Genomic DNA, 19,983 nt, shown 5'->3' with positions numbered 1-19,983 from the left:
GGTGTTCGACGGGCTTCTCCTATTTTCCAAAATGCGTGCCGTTCGTTACGATACAGCTTAGCAGTTTTCCGCTTCGTCCTTCGCTGTGCTTGCATTCTTGTACGCTTATCTCACTATCAAAACGGGCAATCGTGCGGGCACCAATTTTACGTTGGACCCCGCTCGCGATACGCTCTTGGGCCGCGGCACGGATTGCCATATCACCGTGCCCGATCCCATGTGCTCGCGGGTGCATGCGATCATCAGCTACGAAGATGACGGCTGGGTGGTCCGCGATCAACAAAGCCGCAACGGCACGCTCGTGAACGGTCAGAAGATCGATCAGCAGGCGACCTTGGGCGATGGGCATTCACTGCAAATCGGTTCGTATGCGTTTGACTTTCACCTGACGGATGAGCCGGCCACCGCCGACACCGACGACGTGAGCCTCACGCAAACCATCGTGCAAGACATGCCGATCGCTGTGCAACAAACGAATCAAGAAGTGCTGGCAGCGCTCCCCACGCCGGAGCAGGTCCAAGAACTCGTGTTGCTCTATCAACTGAGCATACATTTGCTGGGTTGCGACGATCCCGAGATGGTGATTCAAATCGCTCTCAGTTTGTTGCGGGAACGAACCAAGGCGGCGGTCGTGGGGTTCTTGTGGGTTGATGACGACGATCAGTTGCGGCCCAAGCATGTGATTCCCAAAGAAGCGGTCGATTCGGTGCGGTTGAGTAAATCGCTCACCGAGCTAGTGATGCGGCAAGGTCACGCGATTTGGGTGGCTAATCAATCTGCTGGCACATCGGCCAAAAGTAGTGTGACGTTTGCCGACGCCGTGTGTGCCCCACTGGTCCAAAAAGGCCCCGACGGCGAACGCCGCACGATTGGCGCGATCCATGTTTACCTGCGCGACGGTCGGTTTCGCCAATCCGATTTTGATTTTGTGATCGCAGTGGCGAATTTGGCGACGATTTCGCTCGTGCGGGCGCGTACCGCCGTGAGCATGAAAAACGACTATCAACGCCTCAAAAGCGCGTCGCCCGGTTACGACGAGTTGATCGGCGACAGCCGGCCGATGCTCGAACTCAAGAACAAAATCAAGCGCGTCAGCGCGGCGTCGGGTTGCGTGCTGATTCGTGGCGAAAGCGGGGCAGGCAAAGAATTGGTGGCCCGCGCGATTCACCGTTCCAGCCATCGCGCGGACCGACCGATGATCTCGGTCAACTGCGCGGCGATTCCCCACGACTTAATGGAGAGCCAACTCTTCGGCCATAAGACGGGTTCATTCACCGGTGCCGACCGTGATCACATTGGCTATTTCCAGCAATGCGATTTGGGCACGCTGTTCTTGGACGAGATCGGTGAGTTATCGCTTGAAGGACAAGCGAAGCTGTTACGCATTCTTGAAGGGCATCCGTTCTTGCCAGTCGGTTCCACGCAGGAAGTGCAAGTGGATGTGCGTGTGCTGGCCGCCACGAATCAAGACTTGCAAACTTACGTCCGCGAGCGCAAATTTCGCGAAGATTTGTATTATCGCCTCAGCGTGTTTGAACTGTTCATCCCGCCGCTGCGTGAGCGTGGTGAAGATATCGACTTGCTCGTGAACTTCTTCTTGGATCACTACCGCAAACAGCGCGGCCGACCCCAGCTGGAACTCTCGGAGCCTGCCCGCGCGCGGCTGTTGGAATATCGTTGGCCGGGCAATGTGCGGCAATTGCGGAACGTGATCGATAGCGCGGTGGTGCTGGCTGAAGACGATGGGATTCGCCCGCGCGATTTGGGCCTTCGCGATGGTGGCAGCGAAGACCTCGACACGTTGGAAATCGACCGCTGGGAAAAGAAACTCATCGTGGAAGCGCTTAAGCGCAGCGACGGCAATGTGCCCGAAGCCGCGAAGCTGCTGAACATTGGCCGGGCCACGTTGTACCGCAAAATCGAGATCTACAACATTCAGCGTTGATCGCGCTCTTATGATTCCATGCATGATGACTTTGCCGAACGCCGTCGCCTTCAGAATTTTAGCCGCGCGGAACTCGCGGAATATCAACTGCAACGATTGAATAAGTTGCTTGCCAAGATCCTGCCATCCAACAATTTTTACGCGGCCAAGCTGGCAAATATCCCGCGAGAATTCACGGCCCTTGAGCAACTTGCTGAGTTGCCACTCACGCATAAAGACGAACTGACGGCCGCAGTCGCTTCACCGCTGGCTGCTACCAATCTCACTTGGCCGTTGGAAAAGTATGTGCGTTACCATCAAACTTCTGGGACGCACGGCCGGCCATTCCCTGTGCTTGATACTGCAGAAGATTGGCAGTGGTGGATCGATTGCTGGCAATATGTGCTCGATGCCGCAGCAGTGACGGCTGCAGATCGTGCGATGTTGGCGTTTTCGTTCGGACCGTTTATCGGATTTTGGAGCGCGCACGACGCACTTGTCGCACGCGGTGCGATGGTGATTCCCGGCGGTGGAACAAGCACGCTCGGTCGCTTGGACTTATTGCAACGGACCGGGGCGACGGTGCTTCTGTGTACGCCGACGTATGCATTGCATTTGGCGGAGGTGGCAGCGGAACACAAAATCGATCTCCCCGCACACTGTGCAATCGAAAAGATCATCGTTGCTGGCGAGGCAGGGGGCTCAATCCCCGCCACGCGCGCTCGCATCGAATCGGCCTGGCAAGCGCAAGTGACCGATCATAGCGGAGCGAGCGAAGTGGGTGCCTGGGGCTTCGGCGATGCCGCGGCGAGCGGACTGCACGTTATCGAAAGTGAATTCATCGCCGAGTTTCTTTCGGTCGACACGGGCGAGCCTGTTCAAGAAGGAGAACTTTCACAGCTTGTGCTTACCTCGCTCGGTCGCTACGGAATGCCGGTGATTCGCTATCGCACAGGCGATTTGGTTCGCCCCGTTTGGTCGGCAACCGGAGAGAGCCGTTTCGTTTTGCTCAAAGGGGGAGTGCTGGGCCGTGCCGACGATATGCTCGTTGTGCGCGGGGTGAATATCTTTCCCAGTTCGATCGAACAGATTATGCACAGCTTTCCCGAGGTGGTCGAATATCGTTTCACGGTCCGCAAACGTGGCGCGATGGACGAAATGCTCGTCGAAGTGGAAGATCATCTTCAGCAGCCTGCCCGCATTGCCGAGGAACTGGAATTGCGGCTCGGCTTAAAAGTCGTAGTGCAACTCGCACCACCGACATCGCTGCCACGCTACGAAGGAAAAGGCAAACGATTTGTCGATCAGCGCCAAGTCGGCGATTAGTGAAGGTTACAGCAGGCAACTGGATGTCATAGCCGACACGCAGCAGCGTCCGGTTTCTGATGTTGAGCAGGAGAGGACTACAGTGAATTTTCAACCAAGCCAATTAAGTCTCATCGCCCCCGATCGCTTACAGATCGTCTGGAGTGACGGTCAAACGCGACAATATTCCGTTCGCGAACTGCGGAACAATTGCCCGTGCGCGACGTGTTTGGAGAAACGCAGCGCCGAACCCGAGCCGATGGCGCTCCCCATTTTGCGTGCCGAGGAAACACAGGCTTTGCGGATCACGAAGATGGAACCGCTCGGGCACTATGCGTACAGCATCGAGTTCAGCGACGGCCACGATACGGGGCTCTTCACTCTCGAACTGTTACGCGAATTGGGCACGGTTAGTTGAAACTGTAGCCGACCTCTTTGAGGTCGGAGTTTTTGGCGCCATTTCACTGAGCCGGCGGATTCGCGAATGGCATATTCGGCATGCCCGGAATCCCCGTCGCGGCGGCTTCACCGGCGGGCTTCTCGCCCTTCTTGTGCAGAATCTTCTCGAGCCCTAAGTGAACCTGCTGATACACGTCGTTGGAAATGACGTAATACCAATCGCCAAAGCGTTCGTTCAGCTCGGCGACCTTTTCCTTACCCGCCTTGATCTTGGCGTTGTATTCGTCCATGCGGCGTTGGTTTTCTTGTTCGATTTCCTTGCGCGCGGCGATGATGTCTTCCAGCTCTTTTTGCTTGGCTTGCTCTTCGGCATCATCAGGCTTGGCTTCTTCGCCCTCAACGGCATCAGCCACAGCCTCGGGAGATTCGGCTTCACCAGTAGTTGACTCGCTGTTCTCCTTGGTTTCAGCTTCCGGCTTCTCCGCGTCCGCGGTTGCCTCGGCAGGTGCAGCTTCATCGGTGGTTTCAGCACTCTCGGCCGGAGTTTCTTCACTCGCCTCGGCGGGTGTTTCTTCTGCAGGGGCGTCGGCTGGCAGTGCCGGCAACTCTTCTAGCTCTGGCTTTTCGATCATGTTTTCATTGAAACGGGCCATCACAAACATATAGCGATTGACGCTATCGTTGGATTTCTTATCGGCGGTTTCAGGTTGACCTTCCACTTCCTCCGACGGCTTGTCGGTGCCTTGGCTATCGACCTGCAAATTGCCAAACCGCAGCACGTATTCCACACCATCCTTGAGCGAGCAAATCACTTCGCCTTCAGAAGACAGGATATCTTCCTGCTTGGTTTCTTCATTCGTCATGGGAGCAAAACCGCGATTCATCAAGTCTTCGGCGGCTTCGGCGTCTTTGGCAAAGTCGGAGCCCGCCTTAAGGTCGGCGCTCAAACCGGCTGGCTTGCGCTCGACGTCGACAATCTTCAAATCATCCAGACCGTCGCGCAAGGCGTTAAGAACTTCTTCGTTGAGTTCTTCGCCATCGGGGATTGGGAAATCGACATACTTCTTCGAGGCCTTGTCGAACTTTTTAAGCGATTTTGCGCTCCACTTAGCATCGACCTCGTCATAAGTGACAGCCATTTCGCCGCGGGGTTCCCAACGCGCTTGAATATTGGCAGTCAACGGATTGAAAACCAACTCAGCGGAGTAGTCCTTGATATCCACTTGCTTGACGTCGAAGGGATTAATCGTGAGTAAATCCCCTTCGATCCAATCTTCGAATTTGGTGGTTAGAGCCTTGGGATCCATGTTCACGACGTAGACCACGTCTTTATCAGCGTCACGGACATAGCGTTGCCCATCGGCATCTTTCACTTTCTTGCCGATGATCATGTCGGTCAGCACCGAATTGTCGATATCGTGCAGCGTGACCCGCGTACCGACTCCTTGGGCTTTCGAGTCGAGCTTGCCAGTTGGGTCCACCACGCCAAGTTTTTCATGCTCGGTGGGGCTCGTCGCGGCGATGCGCAGGATTTCACGATCGATCAACGATGTCGCTGCCTCAGCCATTTGCTTAGTCGCGTCGGCAGGATAACCCTCTTTGGAAGGGATTCGCCAGAGCCCGTTTTCTTCGGCAACTTCAAACTCGCGCGTCGATGCCGTATCCGAGTCGAACTTGACGATCTTCATCCGCTTGGCATCACCCGCGTCGAAATCGTTCAGGTGCTGTCCGATCAATTCGGTGGTATCAACAGTTTTATCCGTCGGCACGACGAAAAAAGCGGCGATGAGCGCAAGGGCCCCAGCGGCCATGAAGGTCAAAGTTTTCGCCATTTCACTCATAATCAAAATCCCATCACAAGCTTATGTAAGCAATTGGAGATGCCAGAGCATTCAGCAAATCTCCGTGAACTCTGTGCTCTCTGTGGCAATATTTCCTAACGCAACCGAGTCTTGGCAATGCCTTCTTGTTCGGCCCCACGTCGACGGAAGAACACGTACAACGCCAACAACAACGGCGGAATCGGCGGGATCAGAATCGCATAAAGTTTGTAGCGATCCTGCACACCGCGAATTTCCTGGTCCGTGGCGTAGCTGATTTGTTTAACCCGGCGGTTGCGGTTGGCTTCGATCGACTCCATTTGTGCTTTCAAGCGTTCCGTCTCGCGCAGACGCACGACCTCTCGTTGCTGTTCGCGAGCCGTGCGGCTGAGGCCAGGAATCTTGTCGACTTCGGCGAGTTTTTCTTCAAAACGCTTTTGAGCTTGCTCAATTTCCGCCTGAATCTCGGCCACAAATTCTTTCTGTTGTTCCAAAGCATCGTCGCGATACTTTTTGGTCGCTTCGTCAATCTTGGCCAGCGTGCGATGCTCGCGGGTCCGTTTGCGAATGCCGATAAAGCGATCGTCACCTGCCAGCGAGTCGATGATATTCAGAATGAACGTCACATTCTGCGTGGCGGTGAGCAATTCCCCGTCGCCGCTTTGTCGAATCGAGAAGAAGTCAGGAATGATCCAGTCGATGTCGTTGACAATCACCGCGCTGATCTTACGTTCCTTGATTTCGCTCGTATCGATGTCGTCCTCTTCGGCCTTGGGTTTGGCGGCGTCATCATCTTTTGCGTCAGCAGCCTTTTCCTCTGTGGCTGGTTTGGCTTCGTCGGCCGGATCCTTCTTTTCGTCCGCTTTCTCCTTGGGCGAAGTAACACCCGCCAGCAAAAGATCGTCGTCGGTGACCGTGCCGTTCACTTGAGCCCCCAGAATATAGGAAGTCTTGGTGAGCTGACGGCTAAAGATTTCATTGTTGGGCCGACCCCGCTGCAATGCGGCTGTGTCGACCGTTCCCGCATTGCCGCTGCCCGTGACGATCAATTGATCGAAATCGAGCTTCGAGCCTTCGGCTTTGGTGACCGAACCAGGATAAATCAGCAGCAACTGATTGAGACCCGAAGTGATGGGGTTCTCGATGTTGAAGGGTTCCTTCGCGCCATTGCCGGCATCGATAAAGACCCATTGGGGATCGACATAGGGCGTAAGGTTCTTCTCGGGCAGATAATCCTGCCAAATAACTTGCGTGGGGTCGATCGTCACACCTAGCACACGCCACAGTTGATTGATATCACCCTTAGGAATCGTGCCCCCGCCGCCGAACATCCCCATCATTCCCATGTTGGGTTGCATGCGTGGCTCGGCCGTTCCTGGCACGTCCTGCGGATAGAAGTAGGGGAAGGGATCTTCCAAAACCGCGATTGGTGTGCCTTCGCGCACCGCATCCACGAGGTGATCCATCTGCTCGGGCCCCAACATCGACGGTTGAATCGCTAGCAGGACGTCGTACTTACCTTTGAGCGGTTGAGTCAAATCGATGCCGCGATCGTCGACGTCGTATTGCTTCCGCAATTCGGTAATCAACGGCCACTCGCGCCCGCGGTCTGCCGACGGATTCAAGAAGGGAATGCCCGTGTCGATGATGCCCAACTTGAGCATTTTTTCTTGGGTGACGGTCGAAATCGAACGCACCAATTCATATTCAACGGGAATGCCTTTGTCGAAAAACGGAATCACCACTTTCCCCAGGCCGGAGGTGATCGCCGCACCCAGAAAGATCGATTCCTGAGTCCGTTCCCGGCCGTTGGTTACAATCACGTCGCGGGGCGTGATGCCGTAGGTTTGCTCGGCATGCACCGCTTCGGGGCCGTAGTTTTCGACCACATGCTCAGTAACGCGAATCTTGTTGTTGCTCAAAGCTTGCAATTCGGCCAGCGTGGAGAGCAAGTTGATTTTGTAGGGGGCGTATTCAGTGGGGACCTGTGGGCTCACATATGTGTCGATGTAAATCGTCTTCGCATCGGGATCATCACGCAGCTTTTCAAGGAGCGTCAACGTATCGTCCGAAAGCGAACTCAATTGAGCGCTACTGATATCGGCGCGTACCGAATTGCGATTGTTCGCGATTTGCGTCACCCCAATCGCCACGGCCAGCAGGGCAATCGCGCGGACGATGTAGTGACTGACCTGAGAATTGCCTTCTTCCTGCGAACTCCAGTGCCGGCGACCGATCAACACCATGCAAATATAAAGCATCACCACGGTGAGCATCACAAAGTACGTGATGCCGCCGAGGCTGATGACGCCGCGCTCGAAGTCGCGGAAACGCTCGAGCGCGCTCCATTGCCGCACGGTTTGGGCAACTGCCGGATTCTTGATGAACCAATCGGCCACACCGAACATCGCGAGCGGCATGTTGAACAAAGTGCCCAGGATAAAACCAACCGTCAAATTGTGCGTCAAAAACGAAGCTACCATGCCGATGGCAATCATCGCCAAGCCAATGAACCAGTAGCCGATATAGGTGCTAATAAACAAGCCGCCGTCGGGGTCGCCCAGTCCCCACTTGAACACCAAAAAGATTGAGAATGCCGAGAACAGCAGCGACACCGTGAAGATTGCCACACCGGCTAGATATTTACCGAGCACGACGTCCAAATCGCTCGCCGGTGAGGTGAGCAGCAATTCATCGGTCCCTTGCCGACGTTCTTCCGCCCAGATGCTCATCGTGATCGCCGGAATGAATACCAGCATGATGAATGGCAGCCAACGGCTCAGCTGATCGAGGTTCGCCAAGTTGCCCGAGAAGAACTCTGGCGGCCAGAACGTGGCCAGCGAGCTGAGCACGACGAACACGCAAATAAACGCATAGCCCGTGGGATTGGAAAAGTAGCTCACAAAATCGCGTTTGAAAATCGATTTAAGAACGTGCCATTGCATAACGGTCGGTTTCCTGTTCACTCACTTAAAAGCTGTTGGTTTGACAATTCATAAACGAGTGGTCTTATACGGCGCTCGTGAGAGCGTGGAATTTTTCGTCGAGGTTGCGCTCTTCGCGAGCTAAATCGTGCGGCGTGCCATCGAACACCAGGCGGCCTTCGTTGATGAAGACCACGCGATTGCACATCGCTTCGACTTCTTGCAGGATGTGCGTCGAAAGCAAAATCGTTTTGGTTTGGCCCAACTCGCGGATCATCTTGCGTACTTCGCGAATCTGATTGGGATCGAGGCCCGCAGTTGGTTCGTCGAGAATCAACACGTCGGGATCGTGCAGGATTGCCTGGGCCATGCCGACGCGCTGGCGATAACCTTTCGACAACTTGTCGATCGGTTTGCCGATCACAGCTTCGAGTCGGCAGGTCTTGATCACCGTCGCAATGCGTTGTTCCAGCAAGCTGGGGCTCATGCCGCGAATCTCACCAAAAAACGTGAGCAAACTGCGGGGCGTCATGTCGGGATAAAGCGGACCATTTTCCGGGAGATAACCCAAATGCTGGGCTCCCTTCAGCCGGTCGGTGGCCATGTTGTAGCCGGCAATCTTGGCAACCCCTTCCGAGGGTGCCAAATATCCGGTGAGCAGCTTCATGGTCGTGCTTTTGCCCGCACCGTTGGGTCCGAGGAACGCGGCGACTTCACCCTTGTTGATCGCGAATGTCACGTCGCGCGACGCGGCAAAGCTGCCATAGAATTTTGATAGGCCCAGGGCCTCGATCATCGGCTCGGCCGCCAGGGCCGCACCGGAGGAAGCGGGCGTTGCTAATGTATCTGTCATCGAGATCTCACGATTCGTGGTGACGCTTACAGTGTTAGGAAAGCAAATCGTAACGCGTGTTGTCTAAGGAAGGCATCAGCCGGACGAGTGTCCAGCGCCCAGGTTACAGGAATGAAACGTTCAGGTGGCTAGTCGAGCTAGGCCCGCCAACACCAAGTCTCATCAGGACAGGCACTTGCGGCACGAGCCGCGTTGGCCCGTAGGGAGTCCCGCCTCGCCGCAAGAAACGTAGAAGTTAACCCGTCAGCAGGCGATCTGTCCATACCGAACCCCTCTACCGACGCTACGGGCGGAGCAGACTGAGGGTTCGTCGCGCTCAGAAAAAAGCGAGAAATCAGGCCTTTGTACTTATGACGGCAAGATGACGCCGCCAAGCCGCGCCGCCAGATTCCGGAAAATCGCTCCGCAAATGCACACCCCGCGATTCCTCGCGTGCGAGCGCCGATTGGATCATCACCCGGGCCACGGTGAGCATGTTTTGGAGTTCCCACCCCTCCGGCTCAGCGAACTGCCGTGAAAGCGCGTAGTGACACCACTGATCGACTGTCTTGGCCGCCTCGGTCAGTTGCTTGCCGTCGCGAATTACGCCTACGGCCCGCCACATAAGACTTTTGAGCGAGTTGCGAATGTCCAAGAGATCTAGCGGTTCACCGCTTGGTTCGAGACTCAAATTTTCCAGTGGAAGTGCTTGATAGGAATCGGCCATTTCGAGTGCTGCCGTTGACGCGGCATTGCCGGCGCGGGCTCCATAGACCAAACCTTCGAGCAAACTGTTGGACGCCAATCGATTCGCGCCGTGTAGTCCGCTGCTGGTAACTTCGCCAGAAGCCAGCAACCCGGGAAGCGTCGTCTGGCCATTGCTGTCCACCGTCACGCCGCCGATCATGTAATGCGCGCCAGGCCGAACGGGAATGCGATCGCGCGTGATATCGATGCCGAATTCCGCGCAGCTTTTGGCGATGCCGGGGAACCGCTTGAGCGCATGCGCCGGGTCGAGCGGACTCAAATCCAGATAAACACACGGGTGGTGTGTCTCGCTCATGCGGTCGGCAATGGACTGACTCACAATGTCGCGGGGAGCTAATTCCGCGCGGGGGTCATAGCTCGGCATGAAGCGCTCGCCGTTCGCATCGACGAGGATGGCTCCTTCGCCACGGATCGCTTCTGTGATCAAAGTTCGACTGCTGCCTGCGATGTACAGCACGGTCGGATGGAACTGCATGAATTCCATATCGCGTAGTTCCGCACCCGCACGATAAGCAATCGCGTGACCATCACCCGTGGCGACGGGTGGGTTCGTGGTTTCACGGTAAATCTGCCCCACACCCCCTGTGCAAAGAATCGTTTGCTTAGCCCAGACAAACGTGCGGCCATGATCTTTATTCCAAACAAGCGCTCCGCGACAACGGCCTTCGTGTGTTAGCAAATCAATTGTGAAGGTATCGGGCCAGATTTGCGCTTTGAGGACATCGCGCGCGCGGGTGATCATCGCCCGCATGATTTCCTTACCAGTGGCGTCGCCCAGGGCATGCACGATACGGTGATGGCTATGCCCTCCTTCGCGGCCGAGCAACAGATCGCCATCCTCTTCTTGATCGAATACGGTGCCCCATTCTATGAGTTCGCGAATGTGCCCCGGCGCTTCACGGACCACCATTTCGACAATCTCGCGATCGCATAGATCGGCACCCGCTGTGAGCGTGTCGGCAACGTGATCTTCGAAGCGATCCTCGGGGGCCAGTACACCCGCAATGCCCCCTTGAGCATACGTGCTGTTGGATTCGCTCAAGCGATCTTTGGTAACGACCAACGTCGATAGCCGCGGATCGATGGCCATGGTGGCCCGCATCCCGGCAATCCCCCCGCCGATCACTAAAACATCGACGAAATGATGCGGAATCCGCTTGGGATTGAAAGCAACAAGATAGCGAGGAATAAGCGGTGTCATCGACTCATTGTGATCGAACGATGGTTTGAACGCCAGCAGGCGTCAGTCTTGCTTTTCCTCGGGGACGGTTGCCGTCCCTTTCATATAAGCCCGTACCTGATCGGCATATTCTATGGGTGTACGTCCCCGATAGGAGTCTTGCAGTTCACGCAACTTTTCTTTGATTGCCTGCGATTTAAAACCGGTCCGGCGATCGGGATTCAATCCCAAGCTGCGCAGGGCCTTATCGAGTTCCTGCTGCGTTTCTTCGTTGGGATTGGCCTCGGCTCCGGCCTTGAGGTTTTTCCAGCGTTCGACAAACTCGCGCAATTCTTCTTCGGTCCAACCAAGCTTGTCGAGCAGGTCTTTGTCGACCTCTTTTTTCTTGAGTTGATCATCCAAACGATCCAGCACCAAATCGGTTTGCTTTTTCGCGTAATCGAGATTCGCCGCGTCGCCTGGTTCCGTGTCGCTATTCGGGGGTGGAGCCATTTCGTTGCTACCTGTGCCGCCGCCGCTGGGGATTCCACCACCAGGGGCACCCGTCGTTTGTGAATTGTTCTGGCCCTCTTGAGGGTTTTGATTATTAGTGGGTTCACCTTCAGGAGGCTGCTCGCCATCTTGGCCGGGACCGCTTTGACTTTGCTCGCCGCCGGGCTGGTTGCCCCCTTGCTCGTTCGACTCCTTGCTTCCTTGGCCCGGTTTGTTTTCTTCACTCGATTCGCCCGTGGGGCTATCCGCCTCGGACTGCTGGCCGGGATTTGATGACGTCTCACCTGCGCCTTGTTCGGCGGCTTGTCCACCACCGTCATCCGCCGCAGTATTCTCGCCGGCCGTACCAGTTCCTTCCGCATCGGCCTGCTGGCCAGCTCCCTCTTGACCGCCGCCCGATTGGTCTCCACCATTCGCACCAGAAGAATCCGATTCCTGTTGGCTGTTGGCTTGGCCGGGGGCTTCTTGATCGTTCATTTCCGCATCGGGCTTGCCTTCGTCACTCTTGTCGCGTGACTTCCGCCCGTTGTCGGTGTCCATCGAGCCTTCGTTGTCACCAGGATTGTTCCCTGCTCCTTGCTCACCTTGCTCTGTCGACATTTTCCCGCCGGGGGCTTCTTGCTTCTCGCCTTCGTCTCCTTGTTCGGCATCGCTGCGTTGCTGTTCACGTTGTTCGCTGGGCTGTCCTTCAGCGCCCGAACCTTCTGATTTTTCACCTTCTTGGTTACCGTCGATTCCCTGATCTTGGTTTTGACCTTCCTTGCCGCCGCTTTGCTGCTGTTCTTCGGGTGAACCTTGACCGTCACCTTCGCGGGATTGCGTCTCGTTGCCCGCGTCATTCTGTTCGGATTTGTTTTGGTTTTCACTCGCTTGGGCTGGATCGGTCGAACCGCTTTCCTCGGGAGATTCGCCGTCGGAGGATTGTCCCTCGCCTTGAGACTTTTGATTCTGCTCGGCAAAGTGTTCGCTCATGCGCTCAAAAGCTTCACCATCACTATCTCCTTCGGCAGAAACTTTTCCTTGTTCGCCACTTTGGCCTTGAGATTGATCGCCCCCTTGGCCGTTAGGATCACCTTGTTGCTCACCGCCTTGGTTTTCGCCGCCACTTTCTCCCTCGGAGGATTGCGAGTCACCTTGTTGCTGGCCTTCTTGTTGATCAGAGCCTTGGTTCTCACCGCCCGATGAAGACGAATTGCCACCGGCACCTTGAGATTCTTGCGAATCGGAGTTTTCACCTTCGTTCGATCCGCCTCCTTGTCCGGCTTGGCCTTCTTGTTCGCCCTGGGATTCTCCTTCACCCCCTTGTTGGCCGGCCTCACCTTCGCCTTCTTGCTCTTCACCCCCTTCACCGGCGCCACCGCCCGCTTGGCCTTCCCCTTGTTCGCCGCTTTCTCCTTCGCCACTCTCGCCCGCTTCACCTTGCTCGCCGGATTGGCCTTCGCCCTGTTGCTCGCCTTGTCCTTGTTGCCCGAAGTCGGGCCGACCCAGCACGCGAATTTTTAATTTATCCGTCTTCGCGATGTTGGGCTCGGGTTGCCGATTGTCGATCGCCGTCGCCCAATACTCCACGATGTCGCCCGGCTTGAGATTGAATTCTTGCGGAGTGGCGGTCATGCGACCGACAAACTTGCCCGAGTGTTCTTGCTTGAGCAGATCACGGCTCATAACTTGTTGCCCCTCAACTTCGCCCAAAATGACGACGTTGGACAGCATGAAGTCGGGATCGCGGGCTTCGACCTCCACCGTGAAGGGCATATCCACCGGCACGTCGAGTTGCTCGACGAGTTGACCTTCATCATTCGCGGGAGCCAGGATGCGAACTTCCGGTGAGTGATCGGGCGTGACGGCGATATTGTATTTCGGCGGCAGCGTGCTCGTGCGGCCTTTTGTTGTCTTGTATTGCAACGTGTAGCTGTCGTATTCCGGAGTGCGGCGGTCTTCTTTTAGCGAAAGCGTGAACTGTGCGTTCGCCTTATCTCCTTTAGACGACATCGGCAGATCGTTTCGCCCATCGGCGTTGAAATCGACGTTGGCCGTGGCGATGTCCTGATTGGCGAGCGCGTAGACCGTCACCTTCGTCCCTTCGAGCGCGCTCACGTCGCCCGTTCCTTCCACTTCCCGAGGAGATAGGTCGGTGTAGGAGGGATACTGATAGCGGATTTTCTCAACCACCAACGTCGGTCGCGCAAAGACCGTGACCTTATACTTTTGCGATTTGGCGTCACCCGCTTCGATCCAATACTCAAGATCTTGTTGCACGCCGCTGTTTTCGCCGGTCGAGAACCGATCGGGAATCAAGCCACGAAATTGCGACCCCCCCTCCGACGCACTGAGTAGCACATTGCGATCCACGGCCTGCTTATCGAGGGTGGAGTAATAAACCCGAACAGCTTCATCATGGCGGAGCCCTTGCAGCTTGGCAGTAATTTCCAAATGCTCGCCGCGTGCGATTTCTGTGTTGCCCGGCGTGACTTCGAGAATCTCCACCCGGCTAGGGGCTGCGGTGTTCGACCACGGCATCAAAACCCGTTCCATCGACGAAGTAAGATTCTTCGGCGAGAACACGCGATAGAGCGCACAAATCGCTACTACTGCCACGAGCACATAACCGAGCCGCAACAGCGCCGTGCGGTCGACGACCGTGTCGAGCGAAACTTCTGACAGACGTTGAGCCGCTTGCTGTTCGATGGCTTGATAAACTTTTTGAGAAAGCTGTTGCCGACGACTCCGCAGCAGCAAGAAATTCAGCAAACTGTTTTTGAGCGAGGGCGTGTTCCGCTCAATGAGCTGCGCGGCGTAGGCGGGATTGATGGGCCGTGAAAACAACGGCCAAAAGGTTCGCCAACTGTACCACCCGATCCCGGCGACCATCACACAAAACAGGATCAAACGGGTCGGACCGTTCCAGCCGCCGGGGATCACCCAATGTTCAAGCACCGACATGACGAGCAGATACAACATCACGCCGATGACGAGCGTGAGCATCCCCGAGCAGAAGTCGACAAACTTGAGTGTCCGGCGTGTTTGCCGGATTTGCTCGTCGACCAACAACTCTTCGGCCCGTGGACCGGTGACGAATGGGGGAGGAGAGGGCGGTGGTTGAATGACGCTGGCCATGCCTCCATTATAGAAGTCCCGCCGCGTTGGTCAGGTCACCGGCCGAGTTTTTCAGGGAAGCTGGGGTAGTGAACCAGCCCAATTTTCCGGAAAATGCGGCCTAACTCAATTTTTAGAGAAGGATGCATGCTCTCTCCCACTGAATTTCGCGAGCTTGTGAGCGGTCGACGCACGGGTGCCAAGGCCATTGCCATGCGGACTGCCCTGCGCATCGCCGAAGTGCCGTACACGTTGGCGATGCGTTACCGCAACCGTCGCTACGCCAGCGGTAAGGCGGAAACTCACAATGCGGGCGTGCCAGTAGTGAGCGTCGGGAATCTCACACTGGGGGGAACGGGCAAGACACCGTTTGTCGAGTGGATCGCCCGTCACTTACGTGCCGACGACATTCGTGTGGCCATCGTCAGCCGTGGGTATGGCGCTGAGGCAGGGGGTTACAACGATGAAGCGTTGGAATTGGAACTCGCGCTGCCGGATGTGCCCCACGTGCAGAACCCCGACCGAGTGGCCGCGGCCCAAGTGGCGGTTGAAGAACTCGAGATGCAAATCATCTTGCTCGACGACGGCTTTCAGCATCGTCGGTTGCAACGGGACTTGGACATTGTGCTGCTCGACGCCACGGAACCGTTCGGGTTCGAGCACGTATTCCCCCGCGGAACATTGCGCGAGCCGCTTGCCGGCTTAGCGAGAGCCGACGCTGTTGTTCTCAGTCGAGCCGACATGCTCGCTCCCAGCGAACGGGAAAAGATCCGACAGCGTGTGGCGAAACTTGCCCCTCAAGCCACTTGGTGCGAAGTGGAACATCGCGTGGCCGCACTCCTAAATAGCGCAGGTCAACAGGTCGACACCAATATTTTGTCCGGCAAGCGAGTTGCGGCGTTCTGTGGAATCGGCAATCCCACCGGTTTTCGGCACACGGTCGGGACGTTGGGTTGTGAAGTCGTGGCCTGGCTTGAGTTCCCCGATCACCACAACTACACCCGCGACGACGTCACCTCCTTGAGCCAATGGAGCCAACAAGCCGACATCGTGGTTTGCACGCGCAAAGATCTCGTCAAGCTACGCGTGCCGACGGTGGGAAGCATTCCGCTCTGGGCCGTGGGGATTGAGATTGGGTTTCTGGCTGGCCAAGAGATTCTCGAACAACGTCTGCGCCAGACTTCCGAACAAATTCTGCGGGATGCAATTTAAGTAGCGGTGAGAATGGATGTTTCCATAAGACTTTCCCATTCATCAAAAACCAAGTCGAACTCGGTTAGCTCGTAATTAACATCCTCAGCCGAAGATAGGAATGAAAAATCTTCTGCATTGGAACGATTGAAGAGAGTCCCATTCCACTCAAAATCTCTGCGGGATTGAGTCGATTGTATCGCCGAAGAATCTTCTGCGAGTGCTTGGACTCGATTCTCGTCTTGCTTAGGATACGCGAGTGGGAGCGAAAAGGTCTCCCAAGTCTGGTCGCTAAAAGTCAGGGTTTCAGCACTTTCTGCAGCCGTGAATAGGCCAATTCCATAACTGGATTGCCATTCGGTAAGATCACTGCTGCTATGGGGAGTTGTTGAATCGCCACGTTGCCACCTCAGGAAGTCACGACCGTCGACGTCTCCATCGGAATCAAAATCTCCTGGCAAGCTGGCGACACTGAAAGTTGCCTCGACTAATCCCGACCATGCGCCGGTTGACGTGCGCAAGCGAGCTTTGACGGTGACTTCGCCGCTAAGCGATACTGCCCCGGTATAAATCGAAGCCGCAGGATTGGGCGCTCCTCCAATGAGTCGTGGGTCAGTCACCCCATCGGTGGTGAAGTAGATCGTTCCCGCCGATGCGGTCATCGTCAAACTATATCCCATAGGAACTTCGCCGCCATGTTGGCTGTAACTGGGGGCATTGAACGACGTAAACAAACCATCGGTACGAAGTTGATTAAGAACGACGTTGTTTCTATAGGGAAAGTAGGTATTAGTAAGCCAATTAATCTCGTTTTGCCAGTCAGCCTTCTTGAGTGGAGTCGACACTTGGGCATCACCCCAACGCGCGGACTCAGCTATGATTGCTGGATCGACCTGATTCTTACGGTCCAATAGTCGTGCGATGTTATTCTCGACCGTCAATGCACCGCCGTTGAAATACTCTTTCTGGGCATGGTCGATAAATTTCTGTTTGTATTCAGGATGCTGTAATAAATCTTGGTGGAGATATTGCGGATTAAACTGCGAATAATTGCTCTGGTTGCCGTTGTTGAACGGACCCGTGCGGTCCATGTTGGCCGTTGAATGGAGGGGACTGCCGGCTCCCAGCGAATGTTCATTGTCATGAACATAGAACTGAAAACCTCGGTCGGCTGTTTCGCGGTTGTAGATCCCAAACCAGTTGTTGGCCAAGTTATTGCCCAAAAACTGCGAGATGCCCGAGTCATATCCGCCTGTGAAGATGACGATCGACATAAAGGTGATCAGGTTATCGACGTCTAAGAGTACTGGCAGGCTGGGATTGCGAGTCCCGTCGGGGTTTAGACCTTGCATCGTCCAATACAAGTTTGCGTTGGTATTGATATTGGCGGCGATTGCTTCACCATAGTTGAACAGCTGCTGCCAAGCCTGATCGTTACCGGCTGAAAGTTCGGTCCCTCCCACGTCTCCAAGGCCAGCTTTCACGACGTCGTAATCGAGCTCGTTACCTCCAAAATAGGTCTCTCCATAGTACTCCTCAACGCGCTCCTGAGTTTGATAGATTCCCCAGTAAACGCCGTCCAAATACAGGTGATAGTACCGACTTCGGGTATACTCCTGACCCAAGTCTCGCATCAGATCACGGGCAAATACTTCGCGAACGAATGAATTTTGAGTGTTTCCTTCCGACGACCAGGAGTAGTTTTGCTCGGTTCGCAAATCGATGACGTCAAATTCTTCAGCGCCTTCATCACCGAACAGCGGATACTCAAGATGCCCCGCCCCATATTCACCCCGAAAATACAAACGGAATCCATGCTTCGGATTGAAGTCGTTTCGACTATAGCCACCTCGAATACGAAGTCCGGCGTTGACCATAAAGCCCGCTTCCGAACCGTCGGGATCGATCAATTCCACCGATGCGGGTCGTTCCCAGGGACGGCCCCGATTGAGTGCGTTAACATAGATACCCGTAGTCGCATCGAACAAATTCGCCACGTCGGTCGAGATCGAAATCGAAGGGATGGATGTGAGCGCATCTTTCACGGCTTGCGCGCCGTAGAAAGAAATAACTTCTGGGTCGATCCCATAATTCATTTCCTGACCGTTTAAGCCATTGTTGGCCCACCCGCCTGGCGGTGTCTGTCCGCTCGGAGATTGATTGATGATGTCGTTGACGAACAGATAACTGTTGGCCGTAACGAATGAAGGTCGGTAATCGAGCTTGAAGGCGCTGGCACGCAGGACTGTGGTGCCGGAGACGTTGATCGGTCCCGTATAAAGCGTGCCGTTGGTGATTCCCAGATTCGCATTCACCGTGGGAGCTGACCCATTCGTGGTGTAGACGATGATCGCACCAGGCGTCGCCGTCGTGATAGTTACCGACTGTGGCGAACTATAAAACCCGCGGGGGATGCTCATTACCGGATCCGCGGCGTATCCCGCGAAGTTGGTGTCGCCATTACCGTAGCCAGGAGTCGAAATCTCAAAATAACCAGCGTCGGTTGGCGTTGTGATTTGAGCAGCCGAAGCCACGAGTATCGGCGAAATCAGCATGTCGGAAGATGAGCTTGCCGTGTTCATCCCGTGGATCGCAAGGACGTTTTGACCCGTGACTAGATAGGGTATTACTGTGCTGACGTCAAAATCCACAAACTGCTCTGCGAGTGAATCATCTCGTTGTCCCGTGGCCACCGAATTCCATTGGGCCACTTCAGGAGCAAATCCTTCAGCAATGCGCACGCCGTTGATATACGCGACGAACCCGTCATCGTAACGCATACGTAATGTGAGTTGATCGATTCCGGCGAGTGTCGAAGGGTTGAAGTTGACGCGGGTATAGACCGACGTTGTTCCAGTAGGGATCGTACGGCCAATCTCGGCCGTGAAGTTCACGGCATCGCCCGGATTTTGTTCATAACCCACACCAGTGGGGCCTACGATCGTAAACGTCGAGTCATTGAATGTTCGGCTTGTCCAAGTCGCATCGTAAATGCTGCTATTCGGCACCCAGGATTTTGATTGAGCACCAGTAGCCAGGATGGTCGTTGTCATGCCCGTCGGCACCATCGCCACGCCGTAGGAGATATCTTCGTACTGTTGCGGAAACTCAGGCGAAAACTGATCAATCACCGTCGTACCATTGGCTGCGATTATCCCGAGATACTCGCCGTCGGCACTGAGACTGAAACTTGTATGCACTTCGCCATTAGGTTTGATGGTGTTCTTGCTGGAAGCAAAAACGATCTTGTAACCTCCGGAAGCGATTGAGCCGCTGCCTGCAGGAAACTGCCATTTCGTTTTGTTGTTGCTATTGTCCGTGAGATAGAGGCCCGCGAGGTCAACGGATGTAGTCCCACTGTTGTATATTTCAACCCAATCGGATGACGAGCCGTCATAGTCTTGCAGGCCGTTGTCATTCGACGCAACGAGCTCCGTAAGCCGAAGGTCCGAGGCATCCAGCGGAAGTCGCTCTTCGAGAGTTTCGAAAGTAAGGGCACGGCCATTGCCGCTGGAAATACGTGGTAAGTGATGTCGCATAGAAATAGGGAAAAAGACTGATCGAACTGACAAGCGTGCTGGATATTGCAGCAGTTTTCAGGACATTATAGCGACAGGTTTCGCAGGAATCTCGAAGAGAGTCTTAGATTCCGCCAAATTTTGGCCTGCGAGAATGCTTTGCCAGGGCGAGTCGTTCACTTTGCCGGCAAGACTACGATGTTGTTGACCAGCCGTTCGTCGTCAAGCAATTCCATCGCCACGTGCTGTGCGAGTTGTTTCGTGTAATACGAACCGCACGAGCCAGCAAGAATCACGAATTTGTCGGTCGCTGACACGCGGAGTTGGCGTACTCGTCCCGGTAATTGCGATTCGAGTTCCTCGCGCACGCGTTGGGCCGTTTCTTGCCCGATCAACTCCGACCGCAGATGTTCGTGCGAATTCTGGAGCGAAGAGATTCCCGCCGCGTAGCTGGCCTCGACTTCCAACAGGGTGAGTCGGTTCGCCAATTCGCTTGCTGGGCCGCGACGGACTAAAGCTTTCATCCTCGTCCCT

General features: G+C 55.3%; 11 protein-coding genes. 4 read left to right on the top strand and 7 right to left on the bottom strand.

Annotated features, from left to right (window positions below):
* The first annotated feature begins 85 nt into the window (after positions 1 to 85).
* The 3 genes from AC6T8Q_RS04270 to AC6T8Q_RS04260 all read left to right on the top strand — a co-directional run bounded on the left by AC6T8Q_RS04270 (position 86) and on the right by AC6T8Q_RS04260 (position 3,647).
* Entirely contained in the window at positions 86 to 1,945 is a 1,860-nt protein-coding gene (locus AC6T8Q_RS04270; RefSeq protein ID WP_500677900.1) for a sigma 54-interacting transcriptional regulator, read from the top strand.
* An 18-nt stretch (positions 1,946 to 1,963) separates the two neighbouring features.
* Positions 1,964 to 3,250 (top strand): phenylacetate--CoA ligase family protein, encoded by a 1,287-nt coding sequence (locus AC6T8Q_RS04265; protein ID WP_500677899.1) that lies wholly within the window; start codon positions 1,964 to 1,966, stop codon positions 3,248 to 3,250.
* A gap of 82 nt (positions 3,251 to 3,332) precedes the next feature.
* Positions 3,333 to 3,647: a DUF971 domain-containing protein gene (locus AC6T8Q_RS04260; RefSeq protein WP_500677898.1), complete on the top strand. Its 315-nt coding sequence runs from the start codon at positions 3,333 to 3,335 to the stop codon at positions 3,645 to 3,647.
* A gap of 43 nt (positions 3,648 to 3,690) precedes the next feature.
* Here AC6T8Q_RS04260 and AC6T8Q_RS04255 read toward each other — a convergent pair whose 3' ends face one another.
* The 5 genes from AC6T8Q_RS04255 to AC6T8Q_RS04235 form a co-directional block, all read right to left on the bottom strand.
* On the bottom strand, positions 3,691 to 5,469 hold the full coding sequence (locus AC6T8Q_RS04255; protein ID WP_500677897.1) for a DUF4340 domain-containing protein: 1,779 nt from the start codon (positions 5,467 to 5,469) through the stop codon (positions 3,691 to 3,693).
* A gap of 95 nt (positions 5,470 to 5,564) precedes the next feature.
* Complete coding sequence (locus tag AC6T8Q_RS04250; RefSeq protein ID WP_500677896.1) at positions 5,565 to 8,393, bottom strand: Gldg family protein; 2,829 nt, start codon at positions 8,391 to 8,393, stop codon at positions 5,565 to 5,567.
* A gap of 64 nt (positions 8,394 to 8,457) precedes the next feature.
* Entirely contained in the window at positions 8,458 to 9,225 is a 768-nt protein-coding gene (locus AC6T8Q_RS04245) for an ABC transporter ATP-binding protein (RefSeq protein ID WP_500677895.1), read from the bottom strand.
* Positions 9,226 to 9,559: 334 nt separating this feature from the next.
* A complete protein-coding gene (gene nadB, locus AC6T8Q_RS04240; RefSeq protein WP_500677894.1) occupies positions 9,560 to 11,173 on the bottom strand; it encodes an L-aspartate oxidase in 1,614 nt (537 codons plus the stop codon).
* 42 nt (positions 11,174 to 11,215) lie between these two features.
* Positions 11,216 to 14,761, bottom strand: a complete 3,546-nt coding sequence (locus tag AC6T8Q_RS04235) for a hypothetical protein (RefSeq protein ID WP_500677893.1) — start codon at positions 14,759 to 14,761, stop codon at positions 11,216 to 11,218.
* Positions 14,762 to 14,887: 126 nt separating this feature from the next.
* On the opposite strand from AC6T8Q_RS04235, the gene lpxK reads away from it, so the two are divergent.
* Positions 14,888 to 15,952 carry a tetraacyldisaccharide 4'-kinase gene (gene lpxK, locus AC6T8Q_RS04230; protein ID WP_500677892.1) on the top strand — a complete coding sequence of 355 codons (1,065 nt, stop codon included), beginning with the start codon at positions 14,888 to 14,890 and terminating at the stop codon, positions 15,950 to 15,952.
* Here the strand turns inward: lpxK and AC6T8Q_RS04225 are convergent.
* Positions 15,949 to 19,470 carry a CotH kinase family protein gene (locus tag AC6T8Q_RS04225; RefSeq protein ID WP_500677891.1) on the bottom strand — a complete coding sequence of 1,174 codons (3,522 nt, stop codon included), beginning with the start codon at positions 19,468 to 19,470 and terminating at the stop codon, positions 15,949 to 15,951. The two genes, lpxK and AC6T8Q_RS04225, sit on opposite strands and share 4 nt — an antisense overlap.
* 155 nt (positions 19,471 to 19,625) lie before the next feature.
* Positions 19,626 to 19,973 (bottom strand): BON domain-containing protein, encoded by a 348-nt coding sequence (locus AC6T8Q_RS04220; protein WP_500677890.1) that lies wholly within the window; start codon positions 19,971 to 19,973, stop codon positions 19,626 to 19,628.
* Between the last annotated feature and the right edge of the window lie 10 nt (positions 19,974 to 19,983).

Source organism: Bythopirellula sp., assembly GCF_041737835.1.
Classification (GTDB): domain Bacteria; phylum Planctomycetota; class Planctomycetia; order Pirellulales; family Lacipirellulaceae; genus Bythopirellula.
The sequence above is the reverse complement of the archived record's forward strand: the minus strand, read 5'-3'. Positions and strand labels throughout refer to the sequence as shown.